This window comes from Actinokineospora cianjurensis (assembly GCF_003663795.1).
Taxonomy (GTDB): domain Bacteria; phylum Actinomycetota; class Actinomycetes; order Mycobacteriales; family Pseudonocardiaceae; genus Actinokineospora; species Actinokineospora terrae.
The window spans coordinates 1765605-1781449 of the sequence record NZ_RCDD01000001.1; the positions used below are offsets into that span (position 1 = coordinate 1765605).

Here is a 15845-nt window from a genome sequence, read left to right on the forward strand (position 1 = left end):
TAGCGTCGCCACGACACCACAGTGGACATCCGCAGCAGGGGGAGAAAACCTTGACTCTGTCCGATTCCAGCCCACCCGTGACCACACCTGCACCCCAGGACACCCAACCGGACCACGGTCACGCCAAGCGCTGGCTGATCCTCGCGGTCATCGCCATCGCACAGGTCATGGTCATCCTCGACGCCACCGTGGTGAACATCGCGCTGCCGTCCGCCCAGCAGGACCTGCTCTTCAGCGACGACCAGCGGCAGTGGCTGATCACCGGCTACGCGCTGAGCTTCGGCAGCCTGCTGCTCATCGGCGGCCGGGTCGCCGACCTGTTCGGCCGCAAGATCACCTTCCTGATCGGCGTCGCGGGCTTCGCCATCGCCTCTGCCGTCGGTGGTGCCGCTGGCAGCTTCGAGGTGCTCGTCGCCGCCCGTGTCGGGCAGGGCGTGTTCGCCGCGCTGCTGGCCCCCGCCGCGCTCTCGCTGCTGACCACGACGTTCACCGACCCGTCCGAGCGCGGCAAGGCGTTCGGCATCTTCGGCGCCATCTCCGGTGCCGGTGGCGCGATCGGCCTGCTGCTCGGCGGCGTGCTCACCGAGTACCTCGACTGGCGCTGGTGCATGTACGTCAACCTGATCTTCGCCGCGATCGGCTTCTTCGGCGGCGTCTCGCTGCTGACCAAGGGTCGCGCGGCCGCCGAGCGCCCCAAGATCGACCTGATCGGCGTCGTCACCGCGACCGCTGGCATGTTCGCCCTGGTGTTCGGCCTCGGCAACGCCGAGTCCGAGTCGTGGAGCTCGCCGAGCACCTGGGGCTTCCTGATCGCCGGTGGCGTGCTGCTGACCGCGTTCGTCGCCTGGCAGACCAAGTCCGCGCACCCGCTGCTGCCGCTGCGCATCCTGCTGCACCGCAACCGCGGCGGCTCGTTCCTGGCCATCTTCGTGCTGTGCGCCGGGATGTTCGTCATCTTCCTGTTCCTGACCTACTTCATGCAGGTCAACCTGCGGTTCACCCCGGTGACCAGCGGTCTTGGCTTCCTGCCGATGATCGGCACGCTGATGGTCGGCGCCACCCTGGCGACCACCGTGCTGCTGCCCAGGGTCGGGCCGCGGCTGCTGGTGACCGTCGGGATGCTGCTCGCCGGTGCGGGCATCGGGCTGCTCGCGCTGCTGGAGGCCGACAGCAAGTACGCCTCTGCGGTGCTGCCCGCACTGCTGGTCGCGGGCTTCGGCATCGGCCTGACCATGGCGTCGGCGATGAACGTCGGCATCGCGGGCGTCGACCCGCAGGACGCCGGTGTCGCGTCGGCGGCGATCAACGCGGTGCAGCAGATCGGTGGTTCCATCGGCACCGCGCTGTTCAGCACCATCGCCGCCAGCGCGGTCACCGCCTCGCTCACCGAGGGCAAGAACCCGATGGCCGCCGCGGTGTCCGGCTACAGCGCCGCGTTCACCTGGAGCGCCATCCTGTTCGGCGTCGGCGGCGTGATCTGCGCCTTCGTGCTGCGCCCCAGCGTGCCGGAGGAGCTGCGCACCGCGGGTCCCGCCGTCCACATGTGACAGTCCACAAAGGGCTCTCGACCACGGTGGTCGGGGGCCCTTTGTGCGTTCCGGGGGCGGTCGGGCCCGGCGCCGGCTACGCTTGTCGCAGGGCAAGGGTGGAGGACTGACTGTGGCCGAGATCGACCCGGAGCGACCGCACCCCGCGCGGATCTACGACTACCTGCTCGGCGGGGCCTGCAACTTCGAGCCCGACCGCGCGTTCGCCGAGCAGTTCCTGCGGGTCATGCCCGGCGCGGCCGACGCGGCCCGCCTCAACCGCGCCTTCCTGCGCCGCGCCGTGCGCACCTGCGTCGAGGGCGGCATCACCCAGTTCCTCGACCTCGGCTCCGGCATCCCCACCGTCGGCAACGTCCACGAGACCGCCCCCGGCGCCCGCGTGCTCCACGTCGACAACGACCCCATCGCCATCGCCCACAGCGAGATCGAACTCGCCGACACCCCCAACGCCACCGCCGTCCTCGGCGACCTGCGCGACCCCGACGCGGTGCTCACCGCCGCCGCCCAGGTCCTCGACCTCACCCAGCCGGTGGGCCTGCTCATGCTCGCGGTCCTGCACTTCGTCGAAGCCCCCGAAGAACCACTCCGCCGCTACTTCGACGCCCTCGCCCCCGGCAGCCACGTGGCCATCACCCACGGCACCGCCGACGAAGAGCCGGAGAAGCGCGAAGACGTCCTCCGCCTCTACGCGGGCAGCGGCTCCCCGGCCACCCCCCGCACCCGCACCCAGGTAGCCGCCCTGGTCGAAAGCCTCACCCCCCTCCCACCCGGCGTCGTCTGGACCCCCCTCTGGCGCCCCGACGAACCGGTCACCACCAACCCCGCCCACTCACTCACCTACGCCATCGTCGCCCGCAAACCCTGACCAGCCGGGGCTTCGGCCCCAGCCACCGCCGATGGCTGTTCGGCGTGCTGTCCCGGCCGAGCGGGCGGCCTCGCGCATTGGCGCTGGATTGGTGAATCAGGCAGCCGACGGCTGTTCCGGCATCTCGCTGGCTTGTTGTTCGGTGTGTTCTCGTGGCCGTTCGCCCAGGTAGTCATCGCCCGCAAGCCGCGATGAGCCTGCCTCAGCCACGGCCGCACGTGCTTGTGCCAGGGGAGTGGCGAGTGGAGTTCGGTCACGTGGCACCAACGGATTCGGGTGTCGGGGAGCGGGCGTCTGACGCCCGGCTGGCTGCGGGTTCCACCGGATCCACTCTCCGCCATGCCTGATGGGCGCAGACCTTCGTGGGATGCCCAGGTGTTGGTCGATTGCCGTGCTCGCTCGGCGGGCAGCCCGCGTGCGGGGGCAGGTGCCCGTGACCACCCGGCCGACCGGGCAGCCTCGCGCATCGGCGCTGGATCGGTGATCAGGCCGCCGATGGCTGTTCCGGCATCTCGCCGATTTGCTGTTCGGCGTGTTCTCGCGGTCGTTCGCCCGCAAGCCGCCATGAGCCAGCCTCGGCTTCTGCCCCAGCCACAGCGGCGCGGGCCTGTTCCAGGGGAGTGGTGAGCGGCGTTCGATCCACCGGCAACCGGATCGCCAGGCCCGTGCCCGGTGTGGTTGGGCCGGGCGGGTGATCGGGGGATGGATCGGTGAGGGAGCGGGACAGCAGGATGGTTCGGTGGGCGGGGAGGTAGTAGCGGGCGGCGCGGGCTAGGGCTCGGTCGTGTTCGTGGTGGATGCGGGCGGTCAGGCGGCGGGCTCGGGTGAGGTGGCGGTGCGCTCGGCGGAGGTGGCGGTGGTGTTCGGCGTCCGCGCGGGTGATGACGCGGGTGAGGGTGGCGGCTCGGCGGGTCAGCGGGGAGCCGTCGAGGTTGAGCAGCAGGGCGAAGACGGTGAACAGGGCCACCGCGTCGACGGCGAGCAGCAGGTAGGCGATCGCGGTTATCAGTCGACTTCTGCTCTGGTGGTGGGTCGTCACGCCCGCCGACACCTCTTCATCGATGGTGCGCAGCGTCGCGACGAGCAGCGGGCGGGCCTCTGTTGCGCTGATGGCCCATCCCCGCGCGGCCGTTGTGTGGTAGGAAAAACCGAGGACACGAGTGGTGTCCGCGGCAGCGCGGGCGCAGGCGCGGTTGGCGGTCGAGGCGGCCGCCGCCGAACAGGCCCTCTTGCTCCACCGACCCAGCCTGCGGGAGCGGCGGTGGACGAGCCTGCCCGCCCTTCCCAGGCCCCGGGCCTCGTGCGCGAGTTCACCGTTCTCGGTGCCCCGCGCCAGGAACGTGGCGTTCGCGGCGACGACGGGGTGTCGCAACCACAGCGGCAGCGGCAAGTGACGGGATCGCATGGCGGGTCTCCCTACTGGCGGGTCACGATGAGCGAGACGGACCGGTTGCGTTGCGCCGCGGCGGGGATGAGCGCCCCGCCGGGGTCGCGGTCGGGGACCAGCGGGGCGTCGAACCCCAGTCCCTCGACGGTCAGCGCCGCCGCGGGCACGCCGTGGGCGGCCAACGCGTCGCCGACGGCGCGGGCGCAGCCCAGGCTCAGCGCCCGCGCGGAGTCCGGGGCGCCGACCGAGGCCGTGCGGCCGAGGAGGTGGACCCGCGCGCCCGCGGGCAGCGCGGCGGCGAACCCGGCCAGCAGCGGGTCGGCCTCCGGGAGCAGCGCGGCCGAGTCCGGGCCGAACAGGATGTCGCTCGGCAGCTCCACCGGCCCCGCCGCCACCGCCGGTGCGGTGATCGCGGGCAATTGGGGGATGGCGACCGTCGGCACCGGCGTCGTGGACCGGGGTTCACCGCCCGCCAGCGGTTCGGTGTCGACCGAGCAGTCACCGCCGCCCGCCTGGCAGAACCGGGTCCACATCGCGGCCAGCCGGTCCCGCAGCGGCGCGGGCAGCGGCTCCTGCGGCCGCCTGACCTCGCCCAACCCGCTCAGCACCACCCGTTTGCCGCGCAGATCGGGCACCAGACCGTCCCGGGCGGCCTGGTCGACGACCTCGGCGGCCCCGATCCGGTCCCAGCCGAGCGCCGCGACGGCCAGCGGGCCGGATGTCCGCAGGCCAGAGCTGATGACGACGGCCGTGGCCGGTCCCGGCACCCGGGCGACCGCGTCGAGCAGCCCGACGAGGTCCAGCTCGGCCGCCGCGCTGTCGGCGTCGCCGAGCACGGAACCGATCCGCAGCACCTCTTGCCTGGTCAGCTCGGCTCTGCGGGCGGCGTCGTGCTCGACCTGCGTGCCCCGGCGCAATCGCATGTCGCCGTCCTCCAGCACCCTCGCGCGCTCGGCCCCGCCGATCACGATCCGCAGTCGGCCCCGGTCGGTGCCCAGGGCGGCGGCGACCTCCGCCTTGGCCGTGGTGGTGAGCGTCGGTCGTTGTTCGGTCGCCACCGCGGTCACCGCGATCACCAGCGTGACGTCGGTACCGGTCCGGTCGCGGGCACCACCGCAGGCCGCGGCGCCGAGGCAGGCCGCCACCGCGGTGGTGATCATGAACAGCGCCTTCGCGGCTTTCGGTCGCTGCCTGCCGCCGTGCTCGCCGTGCCTCGGTCGTCTGGTCATCGCGCGCTCCCCTCGGGCCGGGGCCGCCCGCCGGGGGCGGCTACGCAAGTCCGTCCTCGGATTCCGAGATTCACGCGCGTGAGACAAGTGCTCAGTGCAAGTGCATGAGGCAAGTGCGTCGAAATTCGGCCACTCGCCGTCGTTCCGTACACCGTTCGGGGCATACCCGTTCGGGTGTCGTGCACTTGCACCGTGCAAGTCCGCGACCTGCGGTCCTCAGTGGATCGAGCCTGGTCACGGGCGGCAGGAACAGGCCATCCGCTGGTCGTGCCAACTTCAACCAGTGGTACCGTCGAACATCGATCCGGGCGAGCAATCCCGTCCGGCAATTGCATGGCGCGAGGAGGCGTTGATGCCGTCGCAAACGCCGCTCATCCCGCGGCGTCGCCTGGGGCAGGAACTGCGCAGGCTGCGTGAGCTGCGTGGGCTGCACCTCGAGGACGCGGCCGACCACCTTGAGTGCTCGCCGTCGAAGATCAGCAGATTGGAGACCGGGCAGGGAGTGCCCAAGGCACGGGACGTGCGCGACCTGCTCGACCTCTACGGGGTCGGCGACCAGCGGTTGCGCGATCAGTTGCTGCGGCTGGCCGGGGACGGCCGCAGGCAGGCGTGGTGGCAGGACCTCGCGGATGTGGTGTCCAGTGCGATGGACACCTTCATCTCGCTGGAATCCGAAGCCTCCAACATCCGCTACTACGTGCAATCGACATTTCCCGGAATGTTCCAAACGGAGGAGTACGCGCGCGAGTTGTTCCGCGCCATCTACCCCCGGGATGACGATGTCGAACGCGAGAAGCGGGTACGCCTGCGCCTCAAGCGCCAGGATATTCTCGTCGAGCGCGAGGACCAGCCCAGGATCGGTGTCATCGTCGACGAGGCGACGCTGCACCGCGTCGTCGGCTCGTCGGAGGTCATGGCCGACCAGTTGGCCGCGCTGCTGCAGGCGAGTGAGCGTCAAGGTGTCACCCTGCGCGTCTACCCCTTCGCGGCAGGGCCCGATATCGCCATCCAGTGCACGTTCGTGGTCTTCACGTTCGAGAGCGAGTACGACCGCAACTCGGTCCACATCGAACTCAGCGCTGGTGATCGGTGGCTCGAGCAAGAGAGCGACATCACCCGCTACACGCGGATTTTTGATGACCTCGGCCGCAAGTGCCTCTCCGTCGAGGACAGCCGGGACATGATTCGTTCGATGATGGAATACTATTCGAGCAAGGAAGAACCGCCCCGATGAACACCATTTACCGGCAAAGCACCTTCTGCTCCACTGGCGGCTGCGTCCAGGTCGCCGTGCTCGCGGACGGCACCGTCTCGCTGCGCGATTCCAAGAACCTGACCATTCCCGCGCACACCTACACCGCTGAGGAGTGGGTCGCGTTCACCGCGGGGGTCAAGAACGGCGAGTTCGACCTCGTGCCCGGCGGGCTGCTCGCAGGCTGAGGTCCACCACCCGTCCTCTCGTCGCCACCCTCCGCGACCGCGTGCCAGCGGGTCGCGGAGGGTATTGGCGCGTCTCGTAACCATCCGGTAACCTGAGGTGACGAGGTCGCCCGACGTCGTGACCCGAGCGGTGTGGCCGTGCAGCGGATGCGACCACTCGCGGTGTGCTCGTTGTCCGGCACTGGTCGCCCGCGCCCGGCGCGCGTCGTCCACCGGGTCGTCGGTGTCGGGGCAGGGAGGGGGCGGCCCATGTCCGGTGTGACGTCGAGCGAGTCGGGACCAGGGGGGACCGGTTTCCGGCGCAGTTCCCGCTGCACCACCGGCGCGTGCGTCCTGCTGTCGACCTCCGGCGGCCTGCTGCGCGTGCGCGGCAACGACCCCCGGCGCGAACTCGGCTTCCCGGCCTCGGCCAGGCGGCCGCTGCTGCGCGCCATCACCGACGGGCTGCTCGCGCCCGATCGGTGATCGCACCGGCGTGCCGGAGTGACCCCGGACCGTGAACTCGCTGTGACGAACCGAATCCAGCAAACCACCACACGTGGACGGATGATCGCCCGTCGGTGTGATTCGCTACTCTCGGTCCCTCCACTCGGGGGTCAGTCCACGCACGCGAGGAGTACCTGGTCATCGAACAGGGTGAGTTGATCGCCGGGCGTTACCGGCTCGAGGAGCCAGTCGGCAGCGGCGCTATGGGTGTGGTGTGGCGGGCGCGCGACGAGCGCCTGGAGCGGGTCATCGCCCTCAAGCGGTTGATCATCCGGCCCGGGCTGACCCCGGCGCAGACCGACGAGGCGCGCCGCAGGGCCATGCGGGAGGCGCGCATCGCCGCCCGGTTGCAGCACCGCAACGCGATCGCGATGCTCGACGTCGCCGAGCACGACGGCGACCCCTGCCTGGTGATGGAGTTCCTGCCCTCGCGCAGCCTGTCCGCGGTCATCGCCGAGGACGGCCCGCTGCCGCCGGAGCAGGTCGCCGCGATCGGCTCCCAGGTCGCCGCCGCGCTCGCCGCCGCCCACGCGGCCGGGATCGTGCACCGCGACGTGAAGCCGGGCAACATCCTGCTCGCCGAGGGCGGCACGGTGAAGATCACCGACTTCGGCATCTCCCGGGCCATCGACGACGGCACCGTCACCGAGACCGGCATGCTCGCGGGCACCCCGGCCTACCTGGCCCCGGAGATCGCCCGCGGCACCGAACCCAGCCAGTCCTCCGACGTGTTCTCCCTCGGCGCCACGCTCTACCACGCCGTGGAGGGCGGCCCCCCGTTCGGCCTGAACCCCAACCCGCTGGCGCTGCTGCACGCGGTGGCCTCCGGCGAGGTCACCCCGCCGCGCGGCGCTGGCGCCTTCACCCCGACCCTGATGACGCTGCTGCGAGCCGACCCGACCGACCGGCCGACCATGGAGGAGGCGGCGACCATGTTGGCGCTGCCGACCGCGCCCCTGCAGGTCCCCGCCTTCGAGCAGCGCACCGTGCCCGCGGGCCCCAACCCGATGCGCGCCCAGCCCCGCCAGGCCCCGCCGCCCAGGCGCCTGCCGCCGGTCGAGCACGGGCAGCAGCACCAGCCCGCGCAGCAGGGACCCAAGCGGGGCGTGCTGATCGCGCTGCTGCTCGGGGTCGTCGTGCTCGCCGCCGCGGTCACCCTGGTGCTCACCAGCACCAAGGAGCCCCTGGGCACCAACACCGTCACCACCACCATCGTCACGGTCAGCCAGGACCCGCCGAGCACCCAGGCACCGACCACCTCCGCCCAGCCGGTGCAGTCGCAGAAGATCGGCGACTACCCGGCGGCCGGGCGCGCGGTGATCGCCTACTACGGCAGCGACAGCGCGCCCCAGCAGCGCTGGGAGATGCTCGGCCCCAACGGCAAGGCCGTCTTCGGCGACTACGCCGGGTTCGAGCGGTACTGGGGCCAGTTCCAGTACATCGCCTCCCGCAACGCCAACGGCGTCACGTCCAACCAGGACGGTTCGGTGAACGTGCCGGTCGACGTCACGGTCAAGGGCGCGGCGGGGGAGGTCGCAGGCAAGAAGACGGTCAAGGTCGTCCTGCTCGACGGCCGCTACCTCATCGACTCCGATTCGCGGTAGCCGATCGCGGGTACCTGCGGGGTTTGCGCGACGATGACCGCGGTGGCAGCGTTCGCCGGGTCCGCGCCCACCGAGTGCGAAGGAGGCCGACCGTGCCGCTGATGCCCGTCACGGAGTCGATGTTCCTGCTCGGTGAGTCCCGCGAGCACCCGCTGCACGTCGGCGGTCTGCAGCTGTTCGAACTGCCCGACGGCGCCGGACCGGACTACGTCGGCGAACTGCACCGCGCCCTGCTCGACACCGACGACATCCACCCGCTGCTGCGGCGCAGGCCCCGCGACCCGGTCGGCAGCCTCGGGCAGTGGATGTGGACCGACGACGACCGGCTCGACCTGGAGTACCACGTCCGGCTCTCCGCGCTGCCCACCCCCGGCCGGGTCCGCGAACTGCTCGAACTGGTCTCCCGGCTGCACGGCTCGCTGCTCGACCGGCACCGCCCGCTGTGGGAGGCGCACCTGGTGGAAGGTCTGCGGGACAACCGGTTCGCGCTCTACACCAAGGTCCACCACGCCCTGCTCGACGGCGTCTCCGCGCTGCGGCTGCTGCAACGCTCGCTGACCACCGACCCGACCGTGCGCGACACCCGACCGCCGTGGGCGGCCCGCGAGGACGAGCCGCGCGGCCCCAGGTCCCGCACCGGGGTCGGCGCGGTGCTGCGCGACATCGCCGGGCTCGGTCCCGCCCTCGCCAAGTACGCCAACGAGGTCTTCCGGGCGCAGACCGCCACGCTGCCCTTCGCCGCGCCCCGCTCGATCCTCAACGTGCCGATCACCGGTGCCCGCCGGTTCGCCGCCCAGGGCTGGCCGCTGGCGCGGGTCCGCGCGGTCGGCGACGCGGCGGGGGCGACGGTCAACGACGTCATGCTGGCGATGTGCGCGGGCGCCCTGCGGCGGTACCTGCTGGAGCTCGACGCGCTGCCGGAGAAGCCACTGGTCGCCGCGGTCCCCATGTCGCTGCGCACCGGCGACGACAGCGCGGGCGGCAACGCGCTCGGCATGATCCTGTGCACCCTGGCCACCGACCGGCCGGACCCCGCCGACCGGCTCGCCGCCATCACCGAGTCCACCCGCAGCGACAAGGACGTCTACCGCGGCATGTCGCAGCTGCAGGTGACCGCGCTCAGCGCCATCCCGTTCGCCCCGCTCGCGCTCGGCCTGCTGCCCGGTGCCGTCCGGCTCACCCCGCCCGGCTTCAACCTGATGATCAGCAACGTTCCCGGGCCCACCGAACCGCTGTACTGGAACGGCGCCAGGATGCTCGGGGTGTACCCGGTGTCCATCCCGTACGAGGGCCAGGCCCTCAACATCACGGTGACCAGCTACAACGGCTCACTGGAGTTCGGCCTCACCGGCTGCCGCCGCACCGTGCCGCACCTGCAGCGGCTGCTCACCCACCTGGACACGGAACTGGCCGACCTCGAGCGCGCGATCTGAGCGCTCGGGCAGGCCAGTTTCTCGGTGCGTGCTGGGATCAGCCGCTCTTGCGGCGGAACTGGCGCTTGGCGCCCGCGCGACCGTGCGCGTCGTGCACCTTGGACGCCGAGTCGGCGTGGCCCTGGCCGTTCTTGGACTGGGCCTGCTTGCGGGCCAGCGCCTCGCGGAAGCGGGCCTTCACGTCCTCGGTGTCCGTGCCAGGGGTTTCCTCGGTCTGGCCGGGCTGTTCGGACATGGTGGCGACCTCCAGGCGAGACGGGTGGTGGTCCCAGCCTCGCACGTGCGCGCGCTGAGGTCGAACCGATTTCGCCGAGGGCGTCACCGCGAACCCTCGGACCGCGCTTTCACCCCCTCCGCCTCCAGCGCGAGGTACCGGTCGGTGAGCCCCGCGGTGAGCTTGGCGACGAGCACCCCGAGCGGGCCGGTCATCTCCAGCGACAGTGCCGCCCGCGCGCCGTCGCCGAGCGGCTCGACGGTGTGCGTGGCAACCGTTCGCGCACCGGGGCCGCCCGCGACCCACGTCCACGACCGGCCGTCGTCGAACTCGGTAATGGTCCAGACCGTGGTGGGCAGCCTGGGCTGGCGGATCCGGGCCCTGGTCCCGATCCGCAGCGGGCCGTCGTCGAGCACGGTGATCGAGGTCACCGACGCCGTCCACTCCGGCCACCGCTGGACATCGCGGTAGACCGCCCACACGTGTGCCGCCGGTGCGGCGATGTCAACCCGGGTACCGAACCGCATCGGCCAAGGGTAGCGCCGATGATCAGCGGCGCGCGGCACCCGACTATCCTCGGCGGTGGATCTTTCTCGGCGGAGGACGACTGGTGAACCTGCTGGACCACATCGCGGCGGTGGCGGAACTGGCGGAGTGCACCGGGTGCGACCACCGCGCCCTCGGCGCCGACCCGGCGCGCAGGCTCGCCTGGTACCGCGCCGCCGACCCCGCCGACGAGGCCGAGTTCCTCGCCGCCGTGCTGCGCGACCCGGACCCCGCCACCGGCAACGCCGCCGCCATCGCCCGCATCGACGACCGGGCCCAGCGCGGCCCCGGGTTCGGCAGGTGGGCGGCCAGGGTGCGACCCGCTGTGGCCGCCGCGGAACCGGTCGCCGCGCGGCTGGCCGAGTGGTGCCTGCTGCACGACGCCTTCGCTGGCAAGCCGGTCTCGCCCGGTGCCGTGCTCGCCGCGTCCGACTGGGCGCAGCGCAGGCTCGCCGCCGCGGTCGACGGTGAACTGCTCGCGTTCCTGGCCGTGCACGGGCGAACCCGCCGGGTCCGGGCGCTCACCAGGGTTCCCCGCCCGGTCCGTTCCCGGCGCCTCGCTTGTGATGACTAGCGCCTTCTAGTCCTCTCTGGAGGGTGCGGGGTGCCCGCGGTTGGTGCAAGAGTGGACTACCTGGCGAGAGGAGAACCATGTCGTACCTGGGGACCACCGGTGAGCACAGCGCCCGCTTCCGGCCGGTGGACGAGATCACGGTGCTCGACCGGCCGACCACCTCGGCGCACTTCGTCGCGCCGGGAACGGCCACCAACGGCCAATTCGGGCTTTTCCGGTGGGACATGGCGCCGCACGCCGGTGGGCCCAAGCCGCATTTCCACCGCAAGATCTCCGAATCGTTCTACATCGTCGAAGGCGCCGTCCGGCTGTTCGACGGACAGCGCTGGGTCACCGCGACACCGGGCGATTTCCTCTACGTCCCCGAAGGCGGTGTGCACGCGTTCACCAACGAGTCCGACGAGCCCGCGTCGATGCTGATCCTGTTCTCGCCTGGGGAGCCGCGGGAGGACTACTTCGTCGAACTCGCCGAGATCGCCGAATCGGGCCGCGAGCTCACCGAGGCGGAGTGGACCGAGTTCTACGCCCGCCACGACCAGTTCCCCGTCTGATGGGCCAGCCGGGTGAGGGCCTGTAGCGGGCCCGCGCCCGGTGTCGATGCGCAACACATGGTGCGCAGATCGCTGCTGCGGTGCGGCGCGGTCGCCTCGGCGCTCGTGGTGGGCGCCGGGGTCGCCGCGTGCGGGTCGGAGGACGAGACCTGGCGGTGCGCGGCCGCCCGGTGCGAGCTGACCGTCTCCGGGGCGCCGACGCTGGAGGTGTTCGACGCCCGGCTCAAGGCCGACGTGGGCCAGGACCGGGTGCGCGTGGCCGGTGGCGGGGTCGACATCACGCTCAACCCGGGGGACGCCGCCGTGGTCGACGGGCTGGTGGTCGAGCTGCGCGGGGTCGACGCGGGTGTCGCGCGCCTCGTGCTGTCCCCGGTCGATGACCGTTTCGCCCGGCTCGACGGCGGGTAAACCACAAGCGGGAGCACCCCCACAGACCCGACCGCCGGACGCGCCCACCGCCCTCCCCCCGGGCACGGGCAGCGCGGCGGTCGGCCGGGCAGGCCCCGGCACACCCCCCCAAGCCGGGGCCTGCCGCTCCCCCCTCGCCGAACTCCACCCCGGCGAAACCGCAGGGTGCGCGTCCGGGACCGATCCCGTGGACGAGCACCGCGATGGGCCAGTGGTGTGGTGCTGGTTCTCACGCCCGTTCCCCATGTCGGCCGCATAATCCGGGGCCATAACATGTCGACCATGGAACTGGAGTTCCGACACCTGCGGATTGTCATCGCGGTGGCCGACGAGGGCAGTATCACCAAGGCCGCCGCGGCTCTCGGATTGTCCCAACCTTCGTTGACTTCTCAACTTCAACGGATTGAACGGGCCATGGGCGCGCCCCTGTTCGAACGGGCCAGAACCGGCGTGGTGCCCACGTCCTTCGGCCGCACGGTGCTGGCCAGGGCCAGGTCGGTGGTCAACGAGATGGCCGACCTGCGCGGCGAGTCCAACTCCCTGTCCACCCCGCGCGGCCCGGTCGAACTCAAGATCGGCGGCAGGCCCAGCCCGCTGCTGTCCGTCGTCGTCCCCCGGCTCGGCGCCGCCTACGCCGCCCTGCACGGCCCCGACGCGCCCCCGCTGTCCGTCCAGGTGCACACCGACCCCTCCGCGGCCGCCCTGCAGGGCCGGGTCCGCGCCGGGCGGCTGGACGCCGCGGTGCTGTGCGACGTCATCGGCTTCGAGATCGGCACGGCCGAGGGGGTGCGGCGCGAACTGGTGCTGGCGCGCGAGCCGGAGTTCGTCGCGCTCTCCGAGCGCCACCCGCTCGCCCACCACGACGTCATCGACCTGGCCGACCTCGCCGGGGAGAACTGGATGATCGACCCGCAGGAGGACCACGGCGGCATCGGCCCGCTGCGCGCCGCCTGCCGGGCAGCCGGGTTCGAACCCAGGATCACCCACGAGATCAGCGACTCGAACTCCGCCCGCGAGTTCAACAGCGGCCAGTGCGTCAGCCTCGCCCAGCCCACCTCCAGCGAGGGCCGCGGCATCGTCGTGCGCCCGCTGATCGGCGACCCGATCTGCAACCGGCTCGACCTCGCCTGGAAGGACCTCGGTCCGCTCGACCCCGCGCTGCTGCACCAGGCGGTCACCGAGGCGTACGAGAGCCTCGTCGACCGCAACCCCAGCTACCCCAGGTGGCGCGCCGAGCACCACCGGTGACCGCCGGATGGTCGGGGCACGGTGACGTCGCCCGATCGGGCCTTAACGCAGCAAAGGCTTGTTTGTGGGATGCGCGACTGCCCTGACCGCCCGCAGTGCCCCGGTTGCGCCCGGTACGTCCGGTTCGACCGCGCCGGGTGGCTCCCCCGCTGAGCCAAAAGAGTGTAGTCGATCGCTCGCACCCGGTGAGTTAAGAATTTTGATGACCGCTAAGTGATGGACGTCGTTGCCGCGAACCCCAGAACCGGGGACCATTGCCGTCGGAACGGTGGACCGCGCCGTGCAGGGTCGGCAGCGGATCACCGTCCGTCCGCATCGCCTCTGCGGTCGCCGCGGCCGGGACACCGCGCACCGCGCCCTCGCGCGATGGGGACGGCGGGCCCCGGAGGTCGGGTGGAGCCGACACCGGGGCCTGTCACGCATCTCGGCCCTCTTCGGGCCCGGACCGGACAGGCCACTTGGCCGCGCCCCTCTTCTCCGCCCCCGGCCGTTCGGGCCCTCCACGCAACGTCTCAAGCCCGCGTTGGCCCCTTGCTCTGAATTGGCCTCCACCCCGTCACTGGCCTCGATGCTGGCTGCTCACCCTGACGCTGGCTGCTCACCCTGCCACTGGCCTCGACGCTGGCTGCTCACCCCGACGCTGGTCTTGCCCCGCCGCTGCCCGCTCACCTCGCTGCCGGCCTCTGACCCCACACGCCAGCCTCTACCCAACACGCCAGCCTCTACCCCGACACCGGCCTCTTGCCTCAACGCGGGCTGTATGCCTCGCCGCTGACCGCATGCCCTGCCACTGGCCCTTACCCCGCCACTGACATCTGGCCTGACCGCACGCCGACGTCGCCGCCACTGGCCTCGTGCCCGCCACTGGCGCCCATCTAGCCGCCAGCTTCTTGCCCGCGTTGGCCGCTGAGCCCGCCGCGGGCCTCCTGCCTCACCACTGGCCGCTCACCTCGACGCCAGCCTCTACACCGACGCCAGCCTCTGACCCCGCACGAGCCTCTTGCCCCGCCGCTGGCCTCTTACCCCACCCCAGCCGCCTCGCGCGCACGCGGTCCCGACCCTGCCCAGCCCCCACCCACACCGGGGGGCGTCCCAGTGCCAGTCTATCGGCACCCACCGACAAAAGATCTTCACACAAGCCGCCCAAGATCCAGATGTGGATAACTTCTGTCGCTGAACCGGGTGAATATCCTGGCCGCGAAACCCCAAGATCCCCAGCTCAAGCGCACAACCCCCCACAGCCCGACCCGCCGCACACCCAAGTCGGCCAAAGCCAAGATCACCGAGCCGAAGAGCTGCTGCTCCCGCCGTCCTCCGGCTCGTCGAAATCGCCGTGGTCGCGGCTCCCGCGCGGCCAGAGCGGCTGTTCCGGCGCGTCCGACACCGGGAGCGCTCGTCTGTCCTCTTCGGACGTGCCGCTCAGGCGGGGCCAGCCGACGGCGCTCAGGGTGGGGCGTTCGTCGAGGCGTTCGGCGTACTGGGGGGCGATTTCGGTCTTGGTGACGGCCGCGGTGATCTTGGCGAAGGTGGGGATGAGGTCGGCGGCTTCCTTGACCTGTTCCGGGTGGCGGGCCAGCCACCAGACGACGGCGGTGCCGGGGTCGGTGAGGATCTCGTCGGCCAGGTACGCGCGGGTGCGCTGCTCGAGTTCCTGCTCGTGGTGGCGGACCTGCTTCTCCTTGCGCAGTTCCGCCAGCCGGTCCAGCCGCCGCGCGTCCTCCTCCGGCACGGCGAGTCCGACGTTCTCCGCCCACGCGATGATCTGGCCCGACCGGTCCGGCGCCATCGCCCCCAACTCCGCCGCCAGCCGGGTCTGGACCACCTCGGTCTCGGTCGGCGACCCGGTCACCGTGACCGACCGCGCGCGCTCCAGGATCGAGTGCACCGCCAGGCCGCGCAGGTTCCCGTGCTGGGGCAGGCTCGCGTTCGGCTGCCAGCACACCGTGCACGTGAGGACGAACCGGTAGTACGGCTCCGCGCTGTCCACCGGGATCGCGGGCACGTGGTGCTCGGCGTGCGGTGTCGGCTCCGGCGCGGGCTTGACGCGTTCCCTGACCGCCGCCGCGCGCAGTTCGCGTTGCTCCCGGTAGAACAGCACCTGCTTGACGACCAGTCCGGCGATGCCGAGCGCGACCAGCATGACCGGCACCGTCACCCAGTTCGCCCAGCCGAGCACGAGACCTGCCGCGAGGGGAGCGAGCGCGGCCACCCCGAGGATGATGGCGGGCGCGCGCCAACGCGCTGCAGTGTCCACACCTAGGTGGGTACCTGTTGGCGCCGTCGAGTTGTAGACCGATCAAGCGGATTCGCTCG

16 protein-coding genes are annotated in these 15845 nt (G+C 71.6%); 11 read left to right on the plus strand and 5 right to left on the minus strand.

Features of this window, described 5'->3' with window-relative positions; genetic code table 11:
- The first annotated feature begins 77 nt into the window (after positions 1–77).
- Together CLV68_RS08390 and CLV68_RS08395 are read left to right on the plus strand one after the other, a co-directional pair.
- Entirely contained in the window at positions 78–1547 is a 1470-nt protein-coding gene (locus CLV68_RS08390; RefSeq protein WP_246009724.1) for an MFS transporter, read from the plus strand.
- 112 nt (positions 1548–1659) lie between these two features.
- Positions 1660–2412 (plus strand): SAM-dependent methyltransferase, encoded by a 753-nt coding sequence (locus CLV68_RS08395; RefSeq protein ID WP_246009725.1) that lies wholly within the window; start codon positions 1660–1662, stop codon positions 2410–2412.
- Positions 2413–2896: 484 nt separating this feature from the next.
- Here CLV68_RS08395 and CLV68_RS08400 read toward each other — a convergent pair whose 3' ends face one another.
- Together CLV68_RS08400 and CLV68_RS08405 are read right to left on the minus strand one after the other, a co-directional pair.
- Positions 2897–3817: a hypothetical protein gene (locus CLV68_RS08400; protein ID WP_147459916.1), complete on the minus strand. Its 921-nt coding sequence runs from the start codon at positions 3815–3817 to the stop codon at positions 2897–2899.
- An 11-nt stretch (positions 3818–3828) separates the two neighbouring features.
- On the minus strand, positions 3829–5028 hold the full coding sequence (locus CLV68_RS08405; RefSeq protein WP_121389883.1) for an OmpA family protein: 1200 nt from the start codon (positions 5026–5028) through the stop codon (positions 3829–3831).
- Positions 5029–5311: 283 nt separating this feature from the next.
- On the opposite strand from CLV68_RS08405, the gene CLV68_RS08410 reads away from it, so the two are divergent.
- The 5 genes from CLV68_RS08410 to CLV68_RS08430 all read left to right on the plus strand — a co-directional run bounded on the left by CLV68_RS08410 (position 5312) and on the right by CLV68_RS08430 (position 9991).
- A complete protein-coding gene (locus CLV68_RS08410; RefSeq protein WP_147459917.1) occupies positions 5312–6262 on the plus strand; it encodes a helix-turn-helix domain-containing protein in 951 nt (316 codons plus the stop codon).
- On the plus strand, positions 6259–6468 hold the full coding sequence (locus CLV68_RS08415; RefSeq protein ID WP_121389885.1) for a DUF397 domain-containing protein: 210 nt from the start codon (positions 6259–6261) through the stop codon (positions 6466–6468). The genes CLV68_RS08410 and CLV68_RS08415 overlap by 4 nt, the downstream gene beginning before the upstream one ends.
- A gap of 249 nt (positions 6469–6717) precedes the next feature.
- The gene (locus CLV68_RS08420) at positions 6718–6933 is read left to right on the plus strand and encodes a hypothetical protein (RefSeq protein WP_121389886.1); all 216 of its coding nucleotides are present in this window, start codon (positions 6718–6720) and stop codon (positions 6931–6933) included.
- A gap of 176 nt (positions 6934–7109) precedes the next feature.
- A complete protein-coding gene (locus CLV68_RS08425) occupies positions 7110–8558 on the plus strand; it encodes a serine/threonine-protein kinase (RefSeq protein ID WP_246009726.1) in 1449 nt (482 codons plus the stop codon).
- Between the two features lie 92 nt (positions 8559–8650).
- Complete coding sequence (locus CLV68_RS08430; RefSeq protein WP_121389888.1) at positions 8651–9991, plus strand: WS/DGAT/MGAT family O-acyltransferase; 1341 nt, start codon at positions 8651–8653, stop codon at positions 9989–9991.
- 37 nt (positions 9992–10028) lie between these two features.
- On the opposite strand, the gene CLV68_RS08435 is transcribed toward CLV68_RS08430, so the two are convergent.
- Together CLV68_RS08435 and CLV68_RS08440 are read right to left on the minus strand one after the other, a co-directional pair.
- The gene (locus CLV68_RS08435) at positions 10029–10226 is read right to left on the minus strand and encodes a DUF5302 domain-containing protein (RefSeq protein ID WP_092775976.1); all 198 of its coding nucleotides are present in this window, start codon (positions 10224–10226) and stop codon (positions 10029–10031) included.
- 83 nt (positions 10227–10309) lie between these two features.
- Complete coding sequence (locus CLV68_RS08440) at positions 10310–10732, minus strand: SRPBCC family protein (RefSeq protein ID WP_121389889.1); 423 nt, start codon at positions 10730–10732, stop codon at positions 10310–10312.
- 83 nt (positions 10733–10815) lie between these two features.
- On the opposite strand from CLV68_RS08440, the gene CLV68_RS08445 reads away from it, so the two are divergent.
- The 4 genes from CLV68_RS08445 to CLV68_RS08460 all read left to right on the plus strand — a co-directional run bounded on the left by CLV68_RS08445 (position 10816) and on the right by CLV68_RS08460 (position 13532).
- A complete protein-coding gene (locus CLV68_RS08445; protein WP_121389890.1) occupies positions 10816–11325 on the plus strand; it encodes a hypothetical protein in 510 nt (169 codons plus the stop codon).
- A gap of 77 nt (positions 11326–11402) precedes the next feature.
- Complete coding sequence (locus CLV68_RS08450; RefSeq protein WP_121389891.1) at positions 11403–11876, plus strand: cupin domain-containing protein; 474 nt, start codon at positions 11403–11405, stop codon at positions 11874–11876.
- A gap of 57 nt (positions 11877–11933) precedes the next feature.
- On the plus strand, positions 11934–12284 hold the full coding sequence (locus CLV68_RS08455; RefSeq protein WP_121389892.1) for a hypothetical protein: 351 nt from the start codon (positions 11934–11936) through the stop codon (positions 12282–12284).
- 282 nt (positions 12285–12566) lie between these two features.
- The gene (locus tag CLV68_RS08460) at positions 12567–13532 is read left to right on the plus strand and encodes a LysR family transcriptional regulator (protein WP_170224156.1); all 966 of its coding nucleotides are present in this window, start codon (positions 12567–12569) and stop codon (positions 13530–13532) included.
- Between the two features lie 1279 nt (positions 13533–14811).
- On the opposite strand, the gene CLV68_RS08465 is transcribed toward CLV68_RS08460, so the two are convergent.
- On the minus strand, positions 14812–15786 hold the full coding sequence (locus CLV68_RS08465) for a hypothetical protein (RefSeq protein WP_147459918.1): 975 nt from the start codon (positions 15784–15786) through the stop codon (positions 14812–14814).
- Positions 15787–15845 lie beyond the last annotated feature (59 nt).

Coding starts and splice junctions, on each gene's coding strand:
- CLV68_RS08415 (WP_121389885.1), top strand. CDS start 6,259: ATGAACACCATTTACCGGCAAAGCACCTTCTGCTCCACTGGCGGCTGC.
- CLV68_RS08400 (WP_147459916.1), bottom strand. CDS start 3,817: ATGCGATCCCGTCACTTGCCGCTGCCGCTGTGGTTGCGACACCCCGTC.
- CLV68_RS08435 (WP_092775976.1), bottom strand. CDS start 10,226: ATGTCCGAACAGCCCGGCCAGACCGAGGAAACCCCTGGCACGGACACC.
- CLV68_RS08450 (WP_121389891.1), top strand. CDS start 11,403: ATGTCGTACCTGGGGACCACCGGTGAGCACAGCGCCCGCTTCCGGCCG.
- CLV68_RS08440 (WP_121389889.1), bottom strand. CDS start 10,732: ATGCGGTTCGGTACCCGGGTTGACATCGCCGCACCGGCGGCACACGTG.
- CLV68_RS08420 (WP_121389886.1), top strand. CDS start 6,718: ATGTCCGGTGTGACGTCGAGCGAGTCGGGACCAGGGGGGACCGGTTTC.
- CLV68_RS08405 (WP_121389883.1), bottom strand. CDS start 5,028: ATGACCAGACGACCGAGGCACGGCGAGCACGGCGGCAGGCAGCGACCG.
- CLV68_RS08455 (WP_121389892.1), top strand. CDS start 11,934: ATGGTGCGCAGATCGCTGCTGCGGTGCGGCGCGGTCGCCTCGGCGCTC.
- CLV68_RS08460 (WP_170224156.1), top strand. CDS start 12,567: ATGGAACTGGAGTTCCGACACCTGCGGATTGTCATCGCGGTGGCCGAC.